Raw genomic sequence first — 23,049 nt, forward strand, 5'->3', positions numbered from 1 at the left:
TCGGAGTACAAGTTTGACCACCCCCGCGAAAAATCCTGAAAACCGTTATGTAAACGATCTGCGACGTCTCGAATATGGACAGTCTCAGTTTTTTGGTATGCGAGGAATTGTTGTCCCGCTTGGTTTGTCTGTGCTGTTTTTAGCAATTGTAGGCTTTCTGGTCGGCCATTTATATTCAGATTTAGGCAATGAAACGCTTATCGTTGTCATCGCTGCCATTGTCGGCGGATACATGGCGCTCAATATTGGTGCCAATGATGTTGCAAACAATATGGGGCCGGCCGTTGGCGGTAAGGTTCTAACCGTTCTTGGTGCCGTTCTTATTGCTGCTGTTTGCGAAACAGCCGGAGCTTTGCTTGCGGGCGGCGATGTTGTGTCGACTGTTTCCAAGGGTATTATCTCGCCAGAAAGCGGTGAGATTTCCACCCAGAATTTTCGCTTCCTTATGCTTGCTGCGTTGTTTGCAGCAGGTTTGTGGATCAATTTGGCCACGTGGCTAAGTGCTCCAGTATCAACCACACACTCAATCGTTGGCGGTGTGCTTGGGGCAGGGGTTGCTGCATCCGGCTTTGGCCTTGTTGATTGGGATACAATGAGCCTCATCGCTGCAAGCTGGGTGATTTCACCTGTGTTTGGCGGTGCAGTTGCCGCAGGCCTGCTTTACCTAATTAAAATCAAAATCCTGAACGTCGAAGACAGAATTACGGCTGCAAAAAAATGGGTTCCGATCCTGATCGCAGTCATGGCGGCTGCCTTTACGGCTTATATGGCGACAAAGGGACTGAATAAGGTTTGGAAGCCGTCATCGCTAGAAATCATAATCGCTTCCGCGTTCGCATTTGTAATCGCCCATTGGTTTGCAAAACCTCATATTGCTCGCAAAATTATCGGACGGAAAAATACCAAAAAAGACATGTACGGGCTTTTTGATGTGCCCCTTATTATTGGTGTTGCTCTGCTTTCATTTGCCCATGGTGCCAATGATGTGGCCAATGCTGTTGGGCCGCTAGCGGCGATCGTTTCCACGCTTTCAGGCACTGATGGGGTGGCAGGAGAGGTCGGTATCCCGATCTGGGTTATGGTTGTGGGGGCCTTTGGAATAGCAATTGGCTTGGCTTTGTTTGGTCCAAAACTAATCGCTGTTGTTGGTGAGAAAATCACACGCCTTAATTCACCGCGCGCATGTTGTGTTGCTCTTTCATCGGCTGTGACTGTGCTAATAGCGAGTAATTTGGGCCTGCCTGTAAGCTCAACACATATTGCGATTGGCGCCGTGTTCGGTGTCGGCTTTTTAAGAGAATATGTTGAAAATCCCAATAAGCGTAAATTGCGCCCTGGCCATAAACTCAACGCAACGGCTGACGACGCATTCGACGCAATTGCAGCACACAGAAAACGTCGTTTGGTACGCCGTAACTTTGCGCTGTCTATTGCTGCCGCATGGGTGGTGACAGTTCCAGCATCCGCGCTATTATCGGCTATTATTTATTGGCTTTTGCAGCTTCTTTGATTTTCGGTGCGAGACGTTTGAATTGTTTTATCACTTCAAGATAGTCATCGTGATAAGCAACGCGTGGCGCATCATCAAGTAATGCCCAGTGCCGCTCGCGGCTTTCCTTTTCCGGAAATTCATCAACTTGCTTGCGCACATACATTGGGTAATAAGTTACCGGAACGCGCTCGGTTGTGCCGTCGCCAATTGACTTGTCGATCATCACCGTCATGGGAAAGTCGGTTAGTACTTTGCCCTTAATGCCTGCTTCTTCGAAAGCTTCACGCAGTGAGGCTTCGTTATCAGTTTCGCCCTTTTTTGAACGACCTTTCGGCAAAATCCACCGCCCGCGGGTGTGCGACGTCACAAAAAGCACGGCGATTAAATCGCCGCGCACGGAGAAGGGAATAATCCCAACACGGTGGTCCTTTTTTTTATCACTCATGGATTTTCTTTTAAGTGCTTCCTATAGGTTTTCAACGCTCTTTAAATTTAAGGAGCGATAATTAATGGCTGTCGCGCGGAAGCCCAATCTTTTGGGCAATTGCTTGATATTTTGTCGCGTTCTTGAGCACCATACCCTCATCAAATTGATCAACAATACCGCGCTGAATTTCCTGCCAAGGCGTTTGCGAAGCGGGGTAAGGATAGCCTCCCTCAGCCGCCAACGCTTCTTTGCGTTGCTGTAGCTCAGCTTCATCCATCAAAATATTGACTTCTGCTTTGTTCAGATCGACACGAAGGCGGTCGCCCGTTCTCAAAAGTGCGATTGCACCCATAGCCGCTGCCTCAGGTGCACCATTGAGAATAGACGGCGATCCTGATGTGCCTGACTGACGCCCATCACCGATGCAAGGCAATGATGTAATGCCCTTTTTAATGAGGTAAGCAGGTGGCTGCATGTTAACAACTTCCGCTCCACCCGGATAGCCGATAGGGCCAGTGCCGCGCATGACAAGAATTGTGTTTTCGTCAATGCCTTCTGCTGGGTCATCAATTCGGTGATGATAATCTTCCGGCCCATCAAATACGATAACTTTGCCTTCAAAGGCATCGGGTTCATCAGGGTTTGATAAATAACGGTTGCGAAATTCTTCTGAGATAACGCTGGTTTTCATAATAGCAGAGTTAAACAAGTTACCTGTCAGATTTATGAACCCTGCATTTTCCATCATTGGGTTTGCGACGGTTTTGATGACATCTTCATTGGCGTTTTTAGCCTGCCCACAATTGTCACCCATTGTTTTGCCATTGGCAGTCAACGCTGATGGGTGCGGTAATAGGTTCGCTTTCATGAGCTCCATAACAACGGCAGGAACGCCGCCTGCGCGCGAATAATCTTCGCCCAGATACTCACCAGCCGGCATTAGATTTACCAGAAGTGGAATTTTGTGGCCGAGCTGTTGCCAATCATCATTTGTCAGCGGTACGCCAAGGTGCCGTGCAATTGCATTCAAATGGATAGGCGCGTTGGTGGAGCCGCCAATCGCCGAGTTGATGACGATTGCATTTTCAAATGCTTCACGCGTCATAATATCTGAAGGCTTGAGGTCTTCATGCACCATTTCGACAATGCGTTTGCCTGTCTCATAGGACATCTGGCCACGCTCGCGGTAAGGCGCAGGTATTGCCGCTGATCCCGGTAACTGCATGCCAAGCGCTTCGGCAAGCGAGTTCATTGTCGTGGCTGTGCCCATAGTGTTGCAGTAGCCAACGGAAGGCGCTGAAGCCGCCGCTGCATCCATGAACTCATCATAATCGATTTCGCCAGCAGAAAGCTTCTCGCGCATTTTCCAGATTACGGTGCCAGAACCTGCACGTTCGCCTTTCCACCAACCGTTCAGCATTGGCCCAACAGACAATGCGATGGCGGGAATATTGACAGTGGCTGCAGCCATGAGCATTGCAGGTGTGGTTTTGTCACATCCGATTGTCAGCACAACGCCATCAATTGGATAGCCGTAAAGTACTTCAACGCATGATAAATAAGACAAGTTGCGGTCGAGTGCTGCCGTAGGGCGCTTACCTGTTTCCTGAATAGGGTGCACAGGAAATTCAATTGGAATACCGCCCATGGCAATAATGCCGTCGCGCACACGTTTCGCAAGCTCAATATGATGACGGTTGCAAGGAGAAAGATCAGATCCGGTTTGCGCAATGCCGATGATTGGCTTTCCTGATTGGAGCTCTTCTCGCGTCAGGCCAAAGTTTAAATAGCGCTCAAGGTACAAGGCAGTCATGCCAGGGTTGTCAGGATTATTAAACCAATCTTGGCTACGTAAACGTTTGGGCGCTTTGCTCATCATTTCCTCTAAATTTTATATATAGTGTGATTATGCCATACGCTATTTTGCATCAAGCGGTTACTTTTCTTCTGTTGTAAATTCTAAGAGATCACCAGGTTGGCAATCCAGCGCTTCGCAGATTTTTTCCAATGTTTCAAAGCGCACACCACGTACTTTGCCAGATTTTAACAGCGAAACATTTTGCTCTGTAATCCCAATTATTTCTGCGAGCTCTTTTGAACGCATTTTCCGTTTAGCAAGCATGACATCAAGTTGAACAATAATGGGCATTACACAAACCCTTTATTTTCTTCTTCTATCGATGCGGCGATCGACAATACATGCCCCAGAACGAATAAGGTTCCAGCCATCAGTAATGCGAAAAGTTCGTTTGTTCCAAAGCCGATGACAAGCTCTCGCTCGCCGAATGGATTGTCATTGGTGAGGATAAGGATTGAGACTGTTCGGGCTGCAATGCCATAAATAGCGACGAATAAGAGGCAGAAACCTGCAAGGCGTAATTGGCCCGTAGAATGTGTCGTCAGCACTTCTCTTTGTTGAAGTGCCGCAAACAGGCTGGCAAGTGCAGCAAGACCTCTGCAAATGAATATAACAGTTACACTATTAATGAGGATGATCGTTGCGCGTGCAAAAATTGAAACATTTTCGGCAGAAAAGGAAGTGTTTGTATAATGGTCCGCCAAGGCTGTGCGTTCAAAGAACCATGTTGCGCCCGTAGCGATGCTTGCCAGTGCAACGAGGCATATGGAGAGCCAGCAAAGCCAGCGCATTGCACAGCTCAATTGGATCATTCGTGTAATTTGTTTGTCGATCATTATATTTCTCATCAAGTAAACGTTGCAATAATTATTGTTTTACAATAATAAATATCCGCATTGCAAGATTTTATTTGTGTAGAGGCGTTTAAGTGACTTTAAATACAGCAAAATTTCAACGGCAGGCGAGCATGCTCGCGACCTTCATATGCCTTGCACCGTTAAGCGGATGCATGACAACTCCAGTTTCCTCTATGGTGAAGCTCTCTCAATTATCGCCGTTGGATGCCAAGCCAAGCGATATGCGCTTCGCCGTGCGTAGTCCGCACTATCTGCGGGTTCGCAATGGAGATATCAGTGTTACGATGTCATTTGATGCAGGTGATGAGGTGACGCGTTTTGTTGAGGTTTATAAACCTGTGATCGATGAAAATGCTATTCCGGGGCAAGGCATCTCAATTGGTACGCAGGATGGCTCTCGGCTTGCCATAGCAAGGCTATCCGAAGAGGATGCGGTCTCCATGAAAGCCTTACAAACTCGCATCAAAGCTCTTAACGCTGCTGGCGTGGAAGGCGAAGGCCGTTTTTCAGTGAGTGCAACTGGCTGTGCAGAAAGCCAGATTCCTGATAAACCAATTTTGCTCACAACATGGATACGAAGGGCGCCATCGGAGGATTATTTTATCCTCACTCGTAATGTAGATATTCGTAAGTTGGTGTCGCAAACAGGGAGCAGTCCTGTAAATATTCCTTCGTGTAACTAGCGATTATCTAACGCATATTTGACGAGAGCTGCCGTGGAGCTATCCAGCTTGGCAGCGCCTTTACCTGTTTGCACAACGGGTAAGAGCGCTGTTGCAAGCTCTTTGCCAAGTTCAACACCCCATTGGTCAAAGGCATTGATTCCATAAAGCTGCGCCTCAACAAAAACGCGGTGCTCATAAAGCGCGATCAGGCGGCCAAGCGCAAAGGGAGTGAGCTTCTTGTAAACAAGTGTTGTGGATGGACGGTTGCCAGAAAACACCTTGTGCGGCGCTAGGCGGTCCGCTTCAGCTTTCGCCATGCCTTTGTCGGTAAGTTGTTGATGAGCTTCTTCAAGGGTGCGCCCTTTCATTAAAGCTTCTGATTGCGCAAAACAATTTGCAAGCAATAGCTGGTGATGCACGTCCATGCCGGTTTCATGGGCCGTGGCTGCAACAATAAACTCAACCGGTATTATGTCTGTGCCCTGATGGAGTAGCTGAAAGAAAGCGTGTTGGCCGTTTGTACCAGGCTCACCCCAAACGATAGGGCCCGATGGGCCGCTGACGCTTTGCGAATCCAAAGTGACACTTTTGCCGTTCGATTCCATATCGAGCTGTTGCAGGTAGGCGGCCAATCGTGAAAGGCGCTGATCATAAGGGATAACAGCGCGTGTTGAGTAATCACAAATAGCGCGATGATAATATCCGATAAGCCCCAGCATCATGGGAAGGTTTTTTCGGGTAGGTGCATCTTTGAAATGCTTATCCATCGCATGTGCGCCATCGAGGAACTCACCAAAACGCACTGCGCCGATTGCCATCATGACAGGAAGGCCGATAGCGCCCCAAAGTGAATAGCGGCCACCAACCCAATCCCAAAAACCAAAAATGCGGTCTTCATTAATGCCAAAGTCAGCAACCTTATCCAGCGCGGTAGAAACAGCACAGAAATGATGTGCAACAGCATCTTCGCTCAGCGCCTCAACAATTGCACGGCGCGCAGTTTGCGCGTTGGTCATTGTCTCGATTGTTGTAAATGTTTTTGAGGCGATAATGAAAAGTGTTGTCTCAAGCTGAACATTCTTCAATGTATCGGCGATGTGAGCGCCATCAATATTGGAGACAAAATGACAGCGCGGACCATCATGATAAGGGGCCAGTGCAAGAACGGCCATCGCAGGGCCTAAGTCTGATCCGCCAATGCCAATATTGACGATGTCTGTGAATTTTTTGCCATTTGAAGCTGTTATCTCGCCGGAGCGCACGCCTTCGCTAAATACGCCCATTTGATCGAGTACGGCGTTGACGTCATGCATCACATCCTTGCCGTCTTCGATAATAGGAAGGTTCGAGCGATTACGAAGCGCTGTATGTAAAACCGCGCGGTCTTCCGTAATGTTAATGTGCTCGCCATTAAACATCGCATCACGTTTGGAGGCGACGTTCTTTTCGAGCGCTAAATCTTCAAGCAAAGTCAGTGTCTGATCGTTGACGGCACATTTTGACCAATCAAGAAGCAAATCATCAAATGTGGCCGAGTTCTTTTCAAAGCGCTTGGGGTCGTTTGAAAAGGCAGCACGCATATCTTTGGGCGCATCGTTTTCAAAGTGGGATTTCAAGGCTTCGATTGCTTTGGATTTGCTGGTCATCATCGGCTCCATGTGTTGCCGTTGGCTTTAGCAAATTATTGTGACAGCGTGAAGCTAAATCGATTAAAATTTACGTTCAGTAGTGTTTTTGCTACGATTCTAATGGTTCAGGATGTTTCTTGGGGTGCTAAGGATAGTACGCAGATATGCATCAATAAGCATATCTGCGTTAATAGACATCGTTTTAGCGCTAAGCCTTCGTTTTGCTTAGCGCAGTTCTCGACGTAAAATTTTGCCCACATTGGTCTTCGGCAGGTCGTCGCGAAATTCTACAAGTTTCGGACGTTTGTAGTTCGTCAGGTTTGCAGCGCAGTGTTTTTTCACATCGTCTTCGGTAAGATTAGGGTCTTTCTTGACGACGAAAAGCTTGACGACTTCACCAGAGTGTTCATCGGCAACACCAACGGCAGCTGCCTCCAGAATGCCTTCATGCATCACAGCGACTTCTTCGACTTCATTTGGATAAACATTGAAGCCAGAAACCAAGATCATATCTTTTTTGCGGTCAACAATATGCGTTTCACCAGCTTCGTCCATATAGCCCATATCGCCGGATAGGAAGAAGTTGTCTTTCGTCATGACTTTCGCAGTTTCATCAGGGCGGTTCCAGTAACCAGCCATAACTTGCGGTCCGCGAATACAGATTTCGCCAACTTCGCCAAGCGGCATGTCATTGCCAGCCTCATCGCGAATAGCGATATCCGTTGAAGGCATTGGTAGTCCTATTGTGCCTTTAAATTCGGTCGCATCCATACGCATGCCTGTTGCAATAGGGGATGTTTCGGACAAGCCATATCCTTGTGTGATGAGGCAGCCTGTTAGTTCTTTCCAGCGTTTAGCAACGGGCACTTGAACGGCCATACCGCCACCAAATGTCATGCGAAGTTTAGAAAAATCTAGCTTTCTAAAATCCTCATTATTCATCAACGCTGTAAAGAGTGTGTTGAGGGCCGGGAAGCAGTGGAAATCGATTTTCTCGAGTTCTTTCACAAACGCAGGAATATCCCTTGGGTTGGTGATCAGCACATTGTGCCCGCCTTCTTTGATGCCCACAAAGGCATTCACAGTAAGTGCGAAGATATGATAAAGCGGTAGGGCGCAAATAAAGTTGATGGTATCTGGCTTGCCCATACTGCGATAACCGACATCGAACCACATTTTGGCCTGCACGATATTCGATAGAATATTGTTATGTGTTAGCGTTGCGCCTTTAGACACACCAGTTGTGCCGCCCGTATATTGTAGGAAAGCGACATCGGATAATTCCTGCGGCACAGGTTTTGCTGTCTTGCCTTTGCCGTCCGCTATCGCGTCCTTGTAGCTAATATGTGCGGGTAGGGACCAAGCTGGGACCATTTTCTTTACGTGGCGAACAACCATATTGACGATGTGGCCTTTAAAGCCAAGCGTATCGCCTATCGTGCCAACGATAACATGCCGAACATCCGTTTTCCCTATGACTTTTTGTAGGGTTCCGGCAAAGTTCTCAAGAAGGATAATCGCCTTTGCGCCAGAATCCTTGAGCTGATGTTCAAGTTCGCGCGGTGTATAAAGTGGGTTTACATTCACCACAACTAAGCCTGCGCGTAGTATGCCAATCATAACCACAGGGTATTGAAGTACATTCGGCATCATGATTGCGATGCGGTCGCCTTTAACGAACCCTTTCGACTGAAGATGAGCCGTAAATGCTTTTGCCTCAGCATCAAGCTGTGCATAGGTCATCATTTTACCCATGCATGTGAAGGCAGGTTTTTCGGCGAATTTTTTCAAATAAATATCAAAAAACTCGCTCAATGAGTTTTCAGACAATGGATTGATTTCAGCTGGCACACCTTTCGGATATGAATTAAGCCAAATGCGTTCCAATTTTTTCTTGGTCATGTTGCCTCCCTTGCGATTTTGCTCGCGCAGTCTCCCAACCGCACGGCAGCCTTAAGCTGCTCCGCATCCATGTGTCATTAAGAAGCATCCTAAAGAGCATTTTTTCAAACGCAAGAGATTTTGACGTTAACGTCAAACTTATACTCTAAAAAAGCCTGACATAAAAGGGCGGCATTAAATAAATGCGCTATTCATGTCAGGCTGAAAGCTATGTCTATTAATTAAACAGGGCGGCAGAGAGGATTATTCCTCTCTCGTTAAAGTACAACGACGCGAGCGCCAACAGGAACGCGGTCATATAGATCTTCAACATGGGTGTTGATCATACGGATGCATCCGTTGGATACGGAGCGGCCGATAGATGATGGCTGTGTCGTTCCGTGGATACGGTAATAGGTATCGCGCTTGCCTTTGTATAAATAAAGCGCGCGAGATCCGAGCGGATTGCTTGGGCCGCCTGGAACGCCGCCAGCGTATTTCTTATATTTGCCAGGTTCGCGGCGGATCATATTTGCCGTTGGGGTCCACGTTGGCCATTTGGCTTTACGGCGAATGGTTGCTGTGCCTTTAAAGGCAAGTCCCGCTTTACCAACGCCAACACCATAACGACGTGCACGGCCGGAGTTTTCAATTAAATAAAGAAAATGATTGCGTGGATCGACAACGATTGTACCGCGTTTGTAGTTAGATTTGTAACGTACCGATTGAGGTAAAAATTTGCGCGCAACAGTAAAGCCTTGCGCTTTGCTTTTTGCCATCGCTCCGCTTGTCATTGAAATTAGGGCGGAGGCTGCAGCGCCAAGTAGAAGGCTACGTCTTGTAATCATGTGAACAAATCCAGTTTTTAAACAGCGTAAGAAGCAGGTTCTCTTTGCCCGTCATTAAAAACGGGCAAAGCTACATATGAGAAGAGTGCTGGAAAGTGTTTAATAAATCCAGAACCTGCTCATCAAAGTTATGTGAACCCAATTGAACGCGTTCAAAAGGAAATGTTAATTATTGGCGAGTTTGGCTTTGGCCGCAGTATACTCTGTAGCAAGACGATCAACGAGATCCGCCACTGGTCCGACAGATTTGACTGCGCCAATACCTTGGCCGCAACCCCAGATGTCTTTCCACGCTTTGGAGCCTTCTTTAGAGGCTTCATCAAAATCCATCTTGGTCGGGTCAGCTTCGGGTAGATTTGCTGGGTCCATGCCTGCCTCTTCAATAGAAGGCGCGAGATAGTTGCCATGGATTCCCGTAAAGTAATTGGAATAAACAATATCTTTCGCTGCGCTATCAACGATCATTTGTTTGTAACCATCAGCCGCACGGGCTTCATCTGTGGCAATGAAAGGCGAGCCGATATAGGCCATGTCAGCGCCCATCGCTTGCGCTGCAAGCACGGCGCCGCCAGTTGCTATTGAACCTGATAGGAGGAGCGGACCGTCAAACCATTCGCGAATTTCTTGAATGAGCGCAAATGGTGACAAAGGTCCAGCGTGGCCGCCAGCACCGGCAGCAACGGCAATAAGGCCGTCTGCGCCTTTGCGAATGGCGGAATTGGCATGGCGATTATTAATCACATCATGCAGCACGATGCCGCCGTAAGAGTGGATTGCTGCATTGACTTCTGGCACTGCACCAAGCGACGAGATGACGATTGGCACTTTGTACTTCACGCACATGCGTAAATCATGCTCCAGCCTTTTATTTGATGGATGCACGATTTGGTTCACAGCAAAAGGCGCTGCAGGTTTATCTGGGTTAGCCGCGTTATGGTCTGCCAAACCTTCTGTAATCTCCGCCAACCATTCATCAACCTGTGCTTCTGGGCGTGCATTTAATGCTGGGAAGGAACCAACCACACCCGCTTTACACTGCGCCATAACAAGGGGCGGGTGAGAAATGATAAAAAGAGGTGCTGCCACAACAGGCAAACGCAAATTGTCTTTTAAAATCGCAGGCAGTGTCATAATGGCTCCTCATTGACGTTTACGTAAATGACAATTAAATCAACTCGCACTTTTAGGCAAGATAGTTTCTGCAATTAGCAGATTAGCTCAACCGTTAATAAATTGAGCGGAACCGATGATATTTCTGCATTGGCTTAGGAATGACGTTCATGGGGATTAAGTGTTGATCCACAGCGGTAAAAGTTCCTTATACTTTTCAATTATGTATAATTGTGCCATGTCCCAAAGACGTTATGGGCGCAGCGCAAATCGTTTGAGCCGAAAAAAGTAGGAATTGCTCTCGTGAGTAACTTGGAAACCGCATTGCGGGCCGCATTGAAAAAGGGCGATATTGATAGCCCTATTTTTAGACGTAAGGTTTATGAATCTGCGGCGAGTGCGATGCAACGCTCACTTGAAGCGCGGGGCAGCGTTACGAAAGAAGCTCTTGACGCACAGAACAAACGGTTAGCCGATGTTATTCGCACGATTGAAGCTGACTTAAAGGCTGCACCAAAACCTGCGGCTAAAGCACCGCCTGCGCCTCAACAAGCGCCCGTTGCACAACGCACAGAACCAACATTGGACGGACCGGTTACAGCGCCGCCGCCGATGAGAGATACTCGGGATGAGCCTTCACTTTATGTTGAGCCACGCCCTGAAATGGCAAGCGCAAAACCTTCGCCCAACTCAAGTGAAAAAAAAGGACGTAAAAAAGGGACAAGGGCACCGTTTGCAAAAATGCTCACGGCTGCAGTGTTGGTTTCCTTTCTAGGTGTTGGCTTCTTCTGGATATTCACGACCGATGGATTTAAGAGCGAGGAGGCACGCGATACATCCGTGCCAAATCCCAAGAAAGTTCTGGAAAGCGAAAGCTTTGAGGGCCGAGATCCGGGCACATCTAATGCGCCGGCAACGCTTGATAGCGCGGCCAATGATGATGAATGGGTGAAGCTCTTCTCTCCCAATGATCCGACAACACTTGGCCTTGTCGCTGGTGCGACAGCGGAGATGATGACTGATCCGTTTGGTGATTTCGTTTATCTTGTTACGCCCAATGATGAAGCTGAAGTTCAAATTGATGTGCCGCTCAGCTTGATGCAGCAAGCACCGGGGCGCACAATGCAAATCAGCTTTATTGCGCATGCTGATGATGATGCACCAACACAAATGTCGGTGACATGTGATCTTGGTGCGCTGGGTGATTGTGGGCGGCTTCGTTTTAATCTGGGGCAAGCGCCTCAAGAATATTTAATGCAGGTTCAGGTTCCCTCTGATGCTCGTGCTTCTAAGCAGGGTATTTTGAAAATTGTGACAGACATAGAAAATGAAGCGCGCGCTATTAAGCTCTTAGTGGCACGCGCGCGCCTGCTCAATAATTAGCTGCGGTTGGTCTCTTCAATGAAGTCATAACCTTGTCCAATGATTTTATCATTGGCTTTCCCGATGACTTTTTCAGATTTTCCTTCGTATTCCATGTTTGAAAGCACATGTCTTAAAACCTCCAAACGGCCGCGTCTTTTGTCATTATAGCGCACAATGTTCCAAGGAGCATTGTCGGTATGTGTCGCTTTAATCATCTGATCTCGCGCATTGGAATAATCATCCCATTTTGACATGCCAACAATATCGATGCCTGAAAGCTTCCAATGTTTTAGTTTGCTGTGACGACGGTCGTGAAAACGTTCCAGCTGTGTGGCGCGCCCAATATTGAGCCAGAATTTGAAGAAATGAATACCTTCATCGGAAATTACTTTTTCGAAGCCCGGTACTTCAAACAAAAACTTTTCATGTTGTTCTGGTGTGCAGAAACCCATCACAGGCTCCACGCCGCCGCGATTATACCATGAGCGGTCATAGATGGTGATTTCGCCAGAGGTCGGGAAATGCTTCACATAGCGCTGAAAATACCACTGCCCCTGCTCGGTCTCTGTTGGTTTTGACAGGGCGATAACATTTGTTTCGCGCGGGTTGAGATAGTCGGTCAGCACATTGATGGTTCCGCCTTTTCCAGCTGCATCGCGTCCTTCAAAAACGATGATCATGCGCTCGCCGGTTTTAACCATATGGCTTTTTAATTTGACGAGTTCTTCTTGTAGCGCTTCGAGTTCGTCCTCATAATCGCTCCGCTTGAGTTTTTTATCATAGGGATAACCACCAGCTATCATCGCATTGTCTTCGACCCAGTCAGGCATTTTAGGGTCGTCAATATCAAAAACATGATCCTTGCCGTCAAAAGAGATCGTGATCGCGCGGCTATCGTTCTTGGTGTTCATGATTGATCCGTCATTTATGTTTCACATAGGTTTGCGAAAGCTAGGGCTTCCGTTTTGGTTCGTCCAGCCCTAAGTATATAAAAGGAAACGCGATTATGAGCGCGCCGCAATTTCTTTTCGATCATGAAGAAGCAGGTGATTTGGACAGAGTAACGACCTATTACAGCCGCTTAAAGGCGCATCGCTGGCTTATGGTTGGCGCGTTGTTTATTTTCGCCTGCTTACTGCTCGGTGGATGGCTAAAGCCTATGCAGGCTTTCATAAGCTCATTTGCGATTATTATTCTGGCTATGCTTGCGCCTGTGCAATCACGCAAGGCACGGATTAATGCGGAAGCAAATGCTCTTAGTCAAACGGCGAACGACCGTCACATTCATGCGATCTCCAATGCGATCAATGATCCCATTATGCTTATTAGTTCAACAGGCACGCTTCTTTACGCCAATGAAGAGGCCGAGCGTGCGTTTGGCCGCATTGAAATTGGAACGCCCATTGTCCTGCGCTTAAGAAGCGACGAAGTTCGAACCTTAATTCGTTCAACGCTTGATGGTGTAAAAACAGGGACTATTGAGTTCGTTGAGAAATCGCCTTTGGAGCGATGGTTTTCTGTGTCGCTAAAACCTGTCTCAAGCGACGCAACGAAGCCGCAATATTTGATGCATTTTCATGATCTGTCGGAAACGAAGAAAACCGACAAAGTAAGATCAGACTTTATCGCAAATGCGAGCCATGAACTGCGCACACCTCTTGCTTCACTTATGGGCTTCATCGAAACCTTGGCTGGTCCAGCGCGGAACGACGAGGTCGCACGCGATAGATTTTTGAAAATTATGCAAGATCAGGCTGGGCGCATGTCTCGCTTGATTGATGATCTTCTCACATTAAGCAGGTTCGAAACCGCTTGGGGGCAGTCAAGTTTTGAAGAGGTCGAACTCAAAGCCGTGCTTACCCATGTAACAAATGCTCTGAGCCCTATGGTGAGCCAAACGGGTGCAACCATTAAGCTCTCCTTTGCGGGTGGGCTGGATGAAGCGCTCAAGCTGCGCGGTAACCGCGATGAAATTATTCAGCTCTTTGAGAACCTCATAGAGAATGCCATTAAATATGGAAAAGATAATGGGCAGGTAAATGTCGATGTGAGTGAGGATGCTGCGGGCCAGAATTTCATCGTCGAGGTGCGTGATGATGGTCCCGGTATTTCCGAAGAACATTTGCCGCGTCTCGTCGAGCGCTTCTACCGTGTCGATGTGGATACGAGCCGGGGCAAGCAGGGCACTGGCCTTGGCCTTGCCATTGTGAAGCACATTATACAGCGTCACAAAGGGCGTTTGAACGTGAAATCAAAGCTTGGACAGGGAACAAGCTTTTTTGTAGCGCTGCCAAAAATTCAAGCAAAATAGATGAGTTTGATATAGCTGTTTAAAAACAGGAACTTAAACTGTCATAAAAGGGCAATGCAAGTGCCCTAAAAACCCCGCAGCGACGGAACTGAAGTCGCTTTCACGTCGCGCCAAGCGACACACGGTATAAGCCCCACGGGAGCACATTATGAAATCTCTTAAACTCGCTCTTGCTGTCGCTATCAGCGCAACGGCAATGACTTCATTCGCACACGCACGTGACCAAATCCAGATTGCTGGTTCTTCAACTGTTTTGCCATATGCAAAAATCGTTGCTGAAAACTTCGGCGAAACTTTCCCGAACTTCAAAACGCCTGTTGTTGAATCAGGCGGTTCATCTGCTGGCCTTAAAGAATTCTGCCGCGGTGTTGGCGCTGAATTCATCGATATCGCAAACGCTTCTCGCGCAATCCGCGAAAAAGAAATTGCTGCATGTGCTGAAAACGGTGTTTCAGACATTCAGGAAATTCGCATTGGTTATGACGGCATTGTTTTCGCATCAGACATCAATGGCCCAGACTTCGCACTTGAGCCTGTTGATCTTTACAAAGGTCTTGCAGCTAAAGTTGTTGTTGATGGCGCTCTCGTTGAGAACCCATACAAAACTTGGAACGAAGTAAACCCTGACTTCCCTGAGTGGGAAATCGCGGCTTACATTCCAGGTGAAAAACACGGCACACGTGAAGTTTTCGAAGAAAAAGTTCTTCTTGTTGGCTGTGAAGAAGCTGGCGGCCTGAAAGCACGTATGGATGCTGGCATGGACGAAGACACTTCTGAATCAGATTGTTACGCAGTTCGTAAAGACGGCGCAGCTGTTGATATCGATGGCGACTACACAGAAACATTGTCACGCATTGATGCAAACAAAACAGGCATGGGTGTATTTGGTCTCGCATTCTACGAGAACAATACAGACAAGCTTAAAGTTGCAACAATGTCTGAAGTTGTACCAACAACTGAATCAATCGCTAAAGGCGAATATCCAGTTTCACGTCCGCTTTTCTTCTATGTTAAAAAAGCACACATCGGCGTAATTCCTGGTCTTAAAGAATATGTTGAGTACTTCGTTTCAGACGACATGACTGGCCCAGAAAGCCCATTGGCTGAATATGGTCTTGTTGCTGCACCTGAAGCAGAGCGCGAAATGGTACGTGAAGGCTTCACGTCCGGTAAAACTATGTAATTAGACATTCAATGTGGGCAGGTAGTAATTGTGCTACCTGCTTGCATTGGTCTCAAGTTTAGACTTTTTATATGCAAGCCGAATTGGGCTTTTATTTAAATGGTCTGAAATAAGGATTTGAAATGAGTCTCTCGGCGATCATTTTGGTGGTAGTTGTTCTGGGTGTTACCGGTTGGTTTATTGGCGTTAGCCGTTCAAAATCACTGGTCGCAGGTAATGTCAGTCAGCTTCATTCAAGACCCACTTATTACGGGTCGTATATTTTTGTTTGGGCCGTTTTGCCCGCTGCTCTTGTTGCTGCAATTTGGTCGATTGCCAGCCCTATCTATATTGATAATCAAGTGCGCGGCCATCTTCCTGCAGAAGTTATGGCGCAAGGGCAGACGCAACAAAATCTATCAATGAATATTGTTCAAAGCATTGCGCGTGGGCTCAATACACTCAGCAGCGAAAATCGTCCTGCTGATGATGTGACCATTGAAGATTTAAAGCCAATTCTAGCAGAGCAAGGTGTGGCTATTGCCGGTAGCGGCGAGACTTACATGATTGCCTCTGCGCGGCAGGTGAACTCAATGACGCGTAGCAGCGAAACCATGCGCGCGGTTGTCGCTATTGGGTTGTCGCTCATCGGCTTTGTGCTTGCTTATATGCAGATCACGGCAAAGATGCGTGCGCGTAATAAGGTTGAAGGCGTTGTAACCGGAGCGTTAATTGTCGCTTCGTCTATAGCGATTTTGACGACCGTCGGCATTGTGTTCTCAATGCTATCAGAAACAACGCGCTTCTTTAGCAGCGTGCCAATGGCGGACTTTTTCTTTGGTGTCGTTTGGGACCCTCGCTTTGCCAATGCCAGTGATCCAAATGCAGCAGGCCAGTTTGGTTTAATACCGTTGCTTGCCGGAACATTATATATCGCTTTTGTTGCAATGCTTGTGGCGGTGCCAGTTGGTCTTTTCTCCGCTATCTATATGGCTGAATATGCAGGTCCGAAGCTTCGTTCGGTTGCAAAGCCTTTGCTGGAGGTGCTGGCGGGTATTCCAACCATCGTTTATGGTTTCTTCGCTCTTGTAACAGTTGGCCCGTTCTTGCGAGACCTTTCAGCGCAAATCTCTGGCATTGTATCCGATGGCGGCAGTAGTTTCATTCAAGCGCAATCGGTTTTGACGGCCGGTTTTGTGATGGGCATTATGCTGATCCCGTTTGTTTCTTCATTGTCAGATGACATCATTACGCAGGTTCCAGGCTCTATGCGAGACGGCTCATTGGGGCTGGGTGCAACGCGATCTGAAACAGTGCGAAAAGTGATTTTGCCCGCAGCCCTTCCAGGTGTTGTTGGCGCGCTACTTTTAACAGCATCCCGTGCGATTGGTGAAACCATGATTGTGGTTTTGGCCGCAGGTGTTGCTGCGCGTTTGACGATTAATCCATTCGAACCGATGACAACAGTTACCGTTAAAATCGTTAGTCAGTTGACGGGCGATCTTGAGTTTAACTCACCGCAAACGCTTGTTGCCTTTGCGCTTGGTCTGACACTTTTCTTTATCACCTTGGCGCTGAACGTTTATGCGCTTTACATCGTCCGTAAGTACCGCGAGCAGTATGAATAATGGCTGATACATTCCCTACTGATAACAATACTGTAGCTCCAAGGCGCCGCGATATTGGTTTGAAACAACGTTATGCTGCTGAGCGTCGCTTCCAGCTTTATGGAAAATTAGCGATTGCATTTGGCTTGTTTTTTCTAGCCTTGCTTTTGTGGACGGTCGTTTCAAAAGGCTATACGGCGTTTCTGCAAACATCGATCAATCTCGACATAACGTTTGACGAGACTGTTATTGATCCAAAAAATGAACGCAATGAAAATCCGATGAAGTTGTTGACGGCCAATTATCCTAAATTGGCTGAGGCTGCTCTTTATCAAAAGCTTGGCATTGACCCGAAAGATAAAGCGCAGACCAAAGCTGCTGACGCGCTTATTTCAAAAGGTGCACGCACTCAGCTTCGCGACATGTTGGTGTCAGACCCAGACTTGATGAACAAAACTCAAAATGTTTGGGTGCTTGCTTCTGGCGAGGTCGACTCTGCGATCAAAGGTCAGTTTGACCTTTCGGTTGATGAGAGTCGCCGTAAGATCAAAGACAATCAACTTGAGATGATGGATCGCTTAAAAGCCGATGGTTCATTGGAAGGCCGCTTTAATACAGGCCTGTTCACAAATGGCGGCTCCAGCCGGCCAGAAACAGCAGGCGTTGGTGTCGCGATTATTGGCTCTGCTTATATGATGCTGATCGTGCTTTTGACATCACTTCCTATTGGTGTGGCCGCATCTATTTATCTTGAAGAGTTTGCACCAAAAAATAAACTGACAGACATAATCGAAGTGAACATCAACAATTTGGCGGCTGTACCGTCTATTGTTTATGGTTTGCTTGGACTGGCTGTTTTCATCAACTTTGCGGGATTGCCGCGCTCGGCATCGCTGGTTGGTGGCCTCGTTCTATCTTTAATGACCCTCCCAACGATCATTATCGCCACGCGCGCTGCACTAAAAGCAGTGCCACCATCAATTCGTGCGGCTGCGCTCGGTATTGGTGCTTCTAAAAATCAGATGGTCTTTCACCATGTTTTACCGCTTGCTGCGCCCGGCGTTTTGACGGGCACCATTATTGGTCTAGCGCAGGCTTTGGGTGAAACAGCACCGTTGCTTTTGATCGGTATGGTCGCCTTTGTGGTGGATGCACCGGCAACACCGCTCGATCCTGCAACGGCACTACCTGTTCAAATCTTTATGTGGGCGAACGAAGCAGAACGCGCTTTTGTGGAGCGTACATCAGGCGCAATTATCATACTGCTGGCATTTCTTGCGGTTATGAATATCACGGCAATCTTCTTACGCAGACGCTTTGAGCGTCGCTGGTAATGGGCGAAAAACAATGAAACACGATGTAATAAAAGAGTCGGAGATCATAAATATGAACGACGAGAGCAAAACGCCCAAAGTTAAAATGGCAGGTAAAGGCGTTGAAGTTTTCTACGGCGCAAAACAGGCAATCAACGGCATTGACTTGGAAGTTTATGAGCGACAAGTGACTGCGCTTATTGGCCCTTCAGGTTGTGGTAAATCAACTTACTTGCGTTGCCTTAACCGCATGAATGATACGATTGATATTTGTAAGGTCAAAGGTCTTTTAACGCTTGATGGCGAAGATATTTATGACCCTAATATTGATGTTGTGGAATTGCGCGCACGCGTAGGTATGGTGTTCCAAAAACCAAACCCATTTCCAAAGTCAATTTACGAAAACATCACTTATGGTCCGCGTATTCACGGCCTTGCAAAATCAAAAGCTGATTTGGATGTTATCGTCGAAAAAAGCTTGCGCGGTGCAGGTCTATGGGAAGAGGTGAAAGATCGTCTTTTGGAGCCTGGTACAGGCCTTTCCGGCGGTCAGCAGCAGCGTCTTTGCATTGCACGCGCAATAGCGGTTCAGCCTGAAGTCATTTTGATGGACGAGCCATGTTCGGCGCTTGACCCGATTGCAACTGCAATTGTTGAAGAATTGATCGGCGAATTGCGCGAGCAATATACAATCGTCATCGTGACGCACTCCATGCAGCAGGCTGCGCGTGTTTCACAGCGCACAGCCATGTTCCACTTAGGCGATTTGGTTGAAGTTGATGACACAGAGACCATTTTCACCAACCCTTCTGAAAAACGCACACAGGATTATATAACTGGCCGCTTTGGCTAAGTTTAATCTGTTCTGATTAGGAAATTGAAATGATAAAGCAACATACGGTTTCAGCGTTCGAAGATGAAATGCAGTTTCTCACGCATAAGATTGCGGAGATGGGCGGCCATGCTGAAAAAATGATTGGTCAGTCAGTTAAAGCACTAACGACAGGCGATGTAGACCTTGCACGTGCCGTTATCAAAGATGACATGCGCCTTGATGAAGGCCAGCGTGAAATTGATGATAAAGCCGTGCTATTAATTGCACAGCGCCAGCCAATGGCGAACGATTTGCGTGAAGTTTTTGCCAATATCCGTATTTCGTCTGATTTGGAACGCATTGGCGATATGGCAAAAGGTATCGCAAAACGTGTCAGCTCTGTTTCGGAATATTCACACGGTGTGAAATTTGCGCGCGGTATTGAGCATTTGAGCGAACTTGCCTCAGCGCAGCTCAAAGAGGTTTTGGATTGCTACGGCACGCGTTCGGTTGACGAAGTCAATAATATCATTGAGCGCGACGAAGAAATTGACGCAATGTACACGTCTCTATTCCGTGAATTGCTCACTTACATGATGGAAGATCCGCGTAACATTACAACATGTACGCATCTCCTGTTCTGCGCTAAAAATATCGAGCGTATCGGCGACCATGCAACAAATATTGCCGAGGCAACATATTACATGGTCAAGGGTCAAAAACTTGATGCAGCACGTCCAAATGAAGACAAAACACATAAAGTCAGCCTAGATTAAGCTGGTGGATACGAGGTGATGTGATGAGCGCAAAACCACGCATAATGGTTGTTGAAGACGAAGAAGCATTGAGCATTCTTCTGAAATATAACCTTGAGGCAGAAGGGTTTGAGGTTGAAGCTGTTAGTCGCGGCGACGAAGCAGAAGATATGCTGCGTGAAAGTCAACCTGACCTTTTGCTGCTTGATTGGATGTTGCCGGGTGTAAGCGGTATCGAGCTTTGCCGACGGTTGCGTGCACGCCGCGAAACCCAAGATATGCCAATCATCATGTTGACCGCACGCGGCGAGGAAAGTGAGCGTATTCGCGGTCTTTCAACGGGTGCGGATGATTATGTCGTCAAACCATTTTCAACACCTGAATTGTTAGCGCGTGTGCGTGCAATGTTACGCCGCGCGAAGCCGGAGGTTCTAGCTGATCGTTTAACAGCTGGTGACATTCAGCTCGATCGTGAGGCTCACCGTGTTTATCGCAATGAGCGCGAGCTAAAGCTTGGTCCAACTGAATACCGTCTGCTTGAGTTTTTTATGTTGGCTCCAGGGCGCGTATTTTCGCGGGTACAGCTTCTTGACGGTGTTTGGGGTGATAATATTTATGTTGATGATCGTACCGTTGATGTTCACATCGGGCGTCTTCGCAAGGCGATAAATATTGGCCGCGTTAAAGACCCAATTCGCACTGTTCGCGGGGCAGGTTATGCTTTGGAAACCGTGAAATAATACACTTGAATGAGTACAATTAAAAAAGGCGGCTTTTAAGCCGCCTTTTTGTTTTATCTATCTTTTAGCGCGGACGGCGCCGATCTTGTGGCTGCTGGAAAGCAAGCTTGCTGTGATATTTACAGTAAGGAGAACTTTCTTCATTGCCATGTCCACAGAAATAGAACTCACCTTGTAGTGGATCGCCAAACGGCCACTTACAGGTGTTTTCGTTGATATCAACGAGTTTCAACTTAAGCGGCATAGGCGCGACGACATCATCAGTGTCACGGTGTGGCGCTTTGTAGGCGACAACTTCGTGATCCTGTTTTAGCGCGGTTGCACCAATCGTGTGCGTGACAGATGGCGGTGTGCGTTGCGGCAATGTGAATGTGCCAACGCTCGAGCCGCCGCCCGAAGAGGAGCCACTGCTGCTTGCTGATGAGGACGCTGGACGCGAAGTGCCACCACTATTGGGTGTGCGGCGCACGCGCGGTGCAGCAGGCTTTGTCGATTTAGCTCGCCCTGAAAGTTTAAGGCGGTGGACTTTACCAATCACCGCATTGCGGCTTACGCCTCCAAGTTTAGCAGCGATCTGGCTTGCGCTCAGACCTTCTGCCCATAATTTTTTCAGCATTTCTACGCGTTCGTCGGTCCAACTCACGGTCGTCTCCATCCTGTTTATAGATAGAATCCCTCTCCGTTGCTCGGTCATAGATATTAGACCTGCGACGTACTCGATACATGAGGAACAGTTTACTATCTGGCTTTCTTGCCGTTTTTTTTAAACTACAATAGTGCTGGACTCTCGATCAAGAGTCCTGAGGCACTAACGAATCCGAATTCTCGGTTTTCCCCAACTTCAATGAAAAGTGAGTCAAAAATGCATCACAATCTTGATTTTCTTGAAGGTTAACCACAGGCTGCAGCGATTGACATCTGTGTTTAGCTCGCATTATCTGTCATTGCCGCTCATGAGGGCGGCATTTTTCATTTTCATTTATACCTTCTAGGCCAGAAACATGAATGCGCCGTCATCACTCTTTAATACTTATAACAGAGCACCCATCGTGGTCGAGCGCGGTGAAGGCGTTTGGCTGTATGATCAAACCGGCCGAAAATATTTAGATTTTGGCGGCGGTGTTGCGGTTAATGTACTTGGCCATGCCCATCCGCATTTAGTGGAGGCGGTAAAGGCGCAGGCTGAAAAGCTCTGGCATACATCGAACCTATATGAAATTCCGGGCCAAGCGCGCGCAGCTGAAAGGCTTTGCAACGCAAGCTTTGCTGACCGCGTATTCTTTACGAATTCAGGTGCAGAAGCGCTGGAGTGTTCCATTAAAACTGCGCGCCGTTACCATTATTCAAAAGGAAACCCTGAGCGGTTTCGTATTTTGACTTTTGAAGGCGCATTTCATGGCCGCACGCTCGCAACGATTGCGGCCGGTGGGCAGGAAAAATATTTGGAAGGTTTTGGCCCGAAAGTTGAGGGTTTCGATCAATTGCCATTTGGTGATCTGGATGCGCTCAAAGCTGCCATGACCCATGACGTTGCTGCAATATTAATTGAGCCAATTCAAGGTGAGGGCGGTATCCGCTCGGTGCCCACCCAGTTTCTTCAAGACATTCGCCAATTGTGCGATGAAAATGATGTCTTGTTGATTTTGGATGAGGTTCAAACCGGAATGGGACGTACTGGTCACCTTTTTGCCTATGAACTTGCCGGTATTGAGCCCGATATTTTAGCTTCTGCTAAAGCACTTGGCGGCGGCTTTCCTGTTGGTGCATGTCTTGCGACAGAAGAAGCAGCAAGCGGCATGGTCCCAGGTGTGCACGGCACGACATATGGCGGCAATCCATTAGCTATGGCTGCATGTAATGCCGTTCTTGATATTGTGCTTGAAGATGGTTTTCTTGATGACGTGAAGCAGAAATCTTTGCGGTTTAAGCAAGGTCTTGCTTCGCTGACAGATCAGTTTCCTGATGTGGTCGAGGAAGTGCGCGGAGAAGGTTTGATCTTGGGCTTGAAATGCAAGGTCAATAATCTCGACTTTGTCAAAGCATTAATGGAACAAGACATGTTGGCCATACCAGCTGGTGCAAATGTGGTCCGGCTTTTGCCGCCGCTTAATATCACCGATAACGAAATTTCAGAGGGTTTGGCGCGGCTAGAAAAAGCGGCCCAAAGTCTATCGCTGAAAACGCCTTAACGCGTATCAGCTAAACTCACAAAAGTT

General features: G+C 47.6%; 21 protein-coding genes. 11 read left to right on the top strand and 10 right to left on the bottom strand.

The window, feature by feature from the left end; all coding sequences use genetic code 11:
- Positions 1–13 precede the first annotated feature (13 nt).
- Positions 14–1,510 (top strand): inorganic phosphate transporter, encoded by a 1,497-nt coding sequence (locus N530_RS0101775; protein ID WP_026479287.1) that lies wholly within the window; start codon positions 14–16, stop codon positions 1,508–1,510.
- Here the strand turns inward: N530_RS0101775 and N530_RS0101780 are convergent.
- The 4 genes from N530_RS0101780 to N530_RS0101795 all read right to left on the bottom strand — a co-directional run bounded on the left by N530_RS0101780 (position 1,482) and on the right by N530_RS0101795 (position 4,613).
- Positions 1,482–1,937, bottom strand: a complete 456-nt coding sequence (locus N530_RS0101780) for an NUDIX hydrolase (RefSeq protein ID WP_026479288.1) — start codon at positions 1,935–1,937, stop codon at positions 1,482–1,484. The genes N530_RS0101775 and N530_RS0101780 overlap by 29 nt on opposite strands.
- Before the next feature lie 61 nt (positions 1,938–1,998).
- Positions 1,999–3,795: an IlvD/Edd family dehydratase gene (locus N530_RS0101785; RefSeq protein WP_026479289.1), complete on the bottom strand. Its 1,797-nt coding sequence runs from the start codon at positions 3,793–3,795 to the stop codon at positions 1,999–2,001.
- A gap of 60 nt (positions 3,796–3,855) precedes the next feature.
- A complete protein-coding gene (locus N530_RS0101790) occupies positions 3,856–4,068 on the bottom strand; it encodes a helix-turn-helix transcriptional regulator (protein WP_018688771.1) in 213 nt (70 codons plus the stop codon).
- Positions 4,068–4,613 carry a DUF2975 domain-containing protein gene (locus N530_RS0101795; RefSeq protein WP_026479290.1) on the bottom strand — a complete coding sequence of 182 codons (546 nt, stop codon included), beginning with the start codon at positions 4,611–4,613 and terminating at the stop codon, positions 4,068–4,070. The genes N530_RS0101790 and N530_RS0101795 overlap by 1 nt, the downstream gene beginning before the upstream one ends.
- Positions 4,614–4,786: 173 nt before the next feature.
- On the opposite strand from N530_RS0101795, the gene N530_RS0101800 reads away from it, so the two are divergent.
- Positions 4,787–5,317, top strand: coding sequence for a hypothetical protein (locus N530_RS0101800; RefSeq protein WP_155851893.1), 531 nt, complete (start codon positions 4,787–4,789; stop codon positions 5,315–5,317).
- Here N530_RS0101800 and pgi read toward each other — a convergent pair.
- The 4 genes from pgi to N530_RS0101820 all read right to left on the bottom strand — a co-directional run bounded on the left by pgi (position 5,314) and on the right by N530_RS0101820 (position 10,787).
- Complete coding sequence (pgi, locus tag N530_RS0101805; RefSeq protein WP_026479292.1) at positions 5,314–6,945, bottom strand: glucose-6-phosphate isomerase; 1,632 nt, start codon at positions 6,943–6,945, stop codon at positions 5,314–5,316. The two genes, N530_RS0101800 and pgi, sit on opposite strands and share 4 nt — an antisense overlap.
- A gap of 207 nt (positions 6,946–7,152) precedes the next feature.
- A complete protein-coding gene (locus tag N530_RS0101810) occupies positions 7,153–8,829 on the bottom strand; it encodes a long-chain-fatty-acid--CoA ligase (protein ID WP_035266063.1) in 1,677 nt (558 codons plus the stop codon).
- Between the two features lie 257 nt (positions 8,830–9,086).
- Entirely contained in the window at positions 9,087–9,602 is a 516-nt protein-coding gene (locus N530_RS0101815; RefSeq protein WP_026479294.1) for a L,D-transpeptidase, read from the bottom strand.
- A gap of 219 nt (positions 9,603–9,821) precedes the next feature.
- Entirely contained in the window at positions 9,822–10,787 is a 966-nt protein-coding gene (locus N530_RS0101820; RefSeq protein ID WP_026479295.1) for a nitronate monooxygenase family protein, read from the bottom strand.
- Positions 10,788–11,069: 282 nt separating this feature from the next.
- Between N530_RS0101820 and N530_RS0101825 the strand changes: the two genes are divergently transcribed.
- On the top strand, positions 11,070–12,149 hold the full coding sequence (locus N530_RS0101825; protein WP_155851894.1) for a hypothetical protein: 1,080 nt from the start codon (positions 11,070–11,072) through the stop codon (positions 12,147–12,149).
- On the opposite strand, the gene ppk2 is transcribed toward N530_RS0101825, so the two are convergent.
- Positions 12,146–13,042: a polyphosphate kinase 2 gene (gene ppk2 / locus N530_RS0101830; protein WP_026479297.1), complete on the bottom strand. Its 897-nt coding sequence runs from the start codon at positions 13,040–13,042 to the stop codon at positions 12,146–12,148. The two genes, N530_RS0101825 and ppk2, sit on opposite strands and share 4 nt — an antisense overlap.
- Positions 13,043–13,137: 95 nt before the next feature.
- On the opposite strand from ppk2, the gene N530_RS0101835 reads away from it, so the two are divergent.
- From N530_RS0101835 to phoB, 7 genes are all read left to right on the top strand, one after another.
- Entirely contained in the window at positions 13,138–14,442 is a 1,305-nt protein-coding gene (locus N530_RS0101835) for an ATP-binding protein (protein ID WP_051540697.1), read from the top strand.
- A gap of 148 nt (positions 14,443–14,590) precedes the next feature.
- The gene (locus tag N530_RS0101840) at positions 14,591–15,625 is read left to right on the top strand and encodes a substrate-binding domain-containing protein (RefSeq protein WP_026479299.1); all 1,035 of its coding nucleotides are present in this window, start codon (positions 14,591–14,593) and stop codon (positions 15,623–15,625) included.
- A gap of 122 nt (positions 15,626–15,747) precedes the next feature.
- A complete protein-coding gene (pstC, locus tag N530_RS0101845; protein WP_026479300.1) occupies positions 15,748–17,232 on the top strand; it encodes a phosphate ABC transporter permease subunit PstC in 1,485 nt (494 codons plus the stop codon).
- A complete protein-coding gene (gene pstA / locus N530_RS0101850) occupies positions 17,232–18,545 on the top strand; it encodes a phosphate ABC transporter permease PstA (protein WP_026479301.1) in 1,314 nt (437 codons plus the stop codon). Before pstC ends, pstA begins: the two co-directional genes overlap by 1 nt.
- 52 nt (positions 18,546–18,597) lie before the next feature.
- Positions 18,598–19,377: a phosphate ABC transporter ATP-binding protein PstB gene (gene pstB / locus N530_RS0101855; RefSeq protein WP_041951608.1), complete on the top strand. Its 780-nt coding sequence runs from the start codon at positions 18,598–18,600 to the stop codon at positions 19,375–19,377.
- A gap of 29 nt (positions 19,378–19,406) precedes the next feature.
- On the top strand, positions 19,407–20,114 hold the full coding sequence (phoU, locus tag N530_RS0101860) for a phosphate signaling complex protein PhoU (RefSeq protein ID WP_018688757.1): 708 nt from the start codon (positions 19,407–19,409) through the stop codon (positions 20,112–20,114).
- A 23-nt stretch (positions 20,115–20,137) separates the two neighbouring features.
- Positions 20,138–20,833: a phosphate regulon transcriptional regulator PhoB gene (gene phoB / locus N530_RS0101865; protein WP_018688756.1), complete on the top strand. Its 696-nt coding sequence runs from the start codon at positions 20,138–20,140 to the stop codon at positions 20,831–20,833.
- 64 nt (positions 20,834–20,897) lie between these two features.
- Here phoB and N530_RS0101870 read toward each other — a convergent pair whose 3' ends face one another.
- Complete coding sequence (locus N530_RS0101870) at positions 20,898–21,476, bottom strand: GcrA family cell cycle regulator (RefSeq protein ID WP_026479302.1); 579 nt, start codon at positions 21,474–21,476, stop codon at positions 20,898–20,900.
- A 358-nt stretch (positions 21,477–21,834) separates the two neighbouring features.
- Between N530_RS0101870 and N530_RS0101875 the strand changes: the two genes are divergently transcribed.
- Entirely contained in the window at positions 21,835–23,022 is a 1,188-nt protein-coding gene (locus N530_RS0101875; RefSeq protein ID WP_026479303.1) for an aspartate aminotransferase family protein, read from the top strand.
- Positions 23,023–23,049 lie beyond the last annotated feature (27 nt).

Source organism: Ahrensia sp. 13_GOM-1096m, assembly GCF_000620605.1.
Lineage (GTDB): Bacteria > Pseudomonadota > Alphaproteobacteria > Rhizobiales > Rhizobiaceae > Ahrensia > Ahrensia kielensis.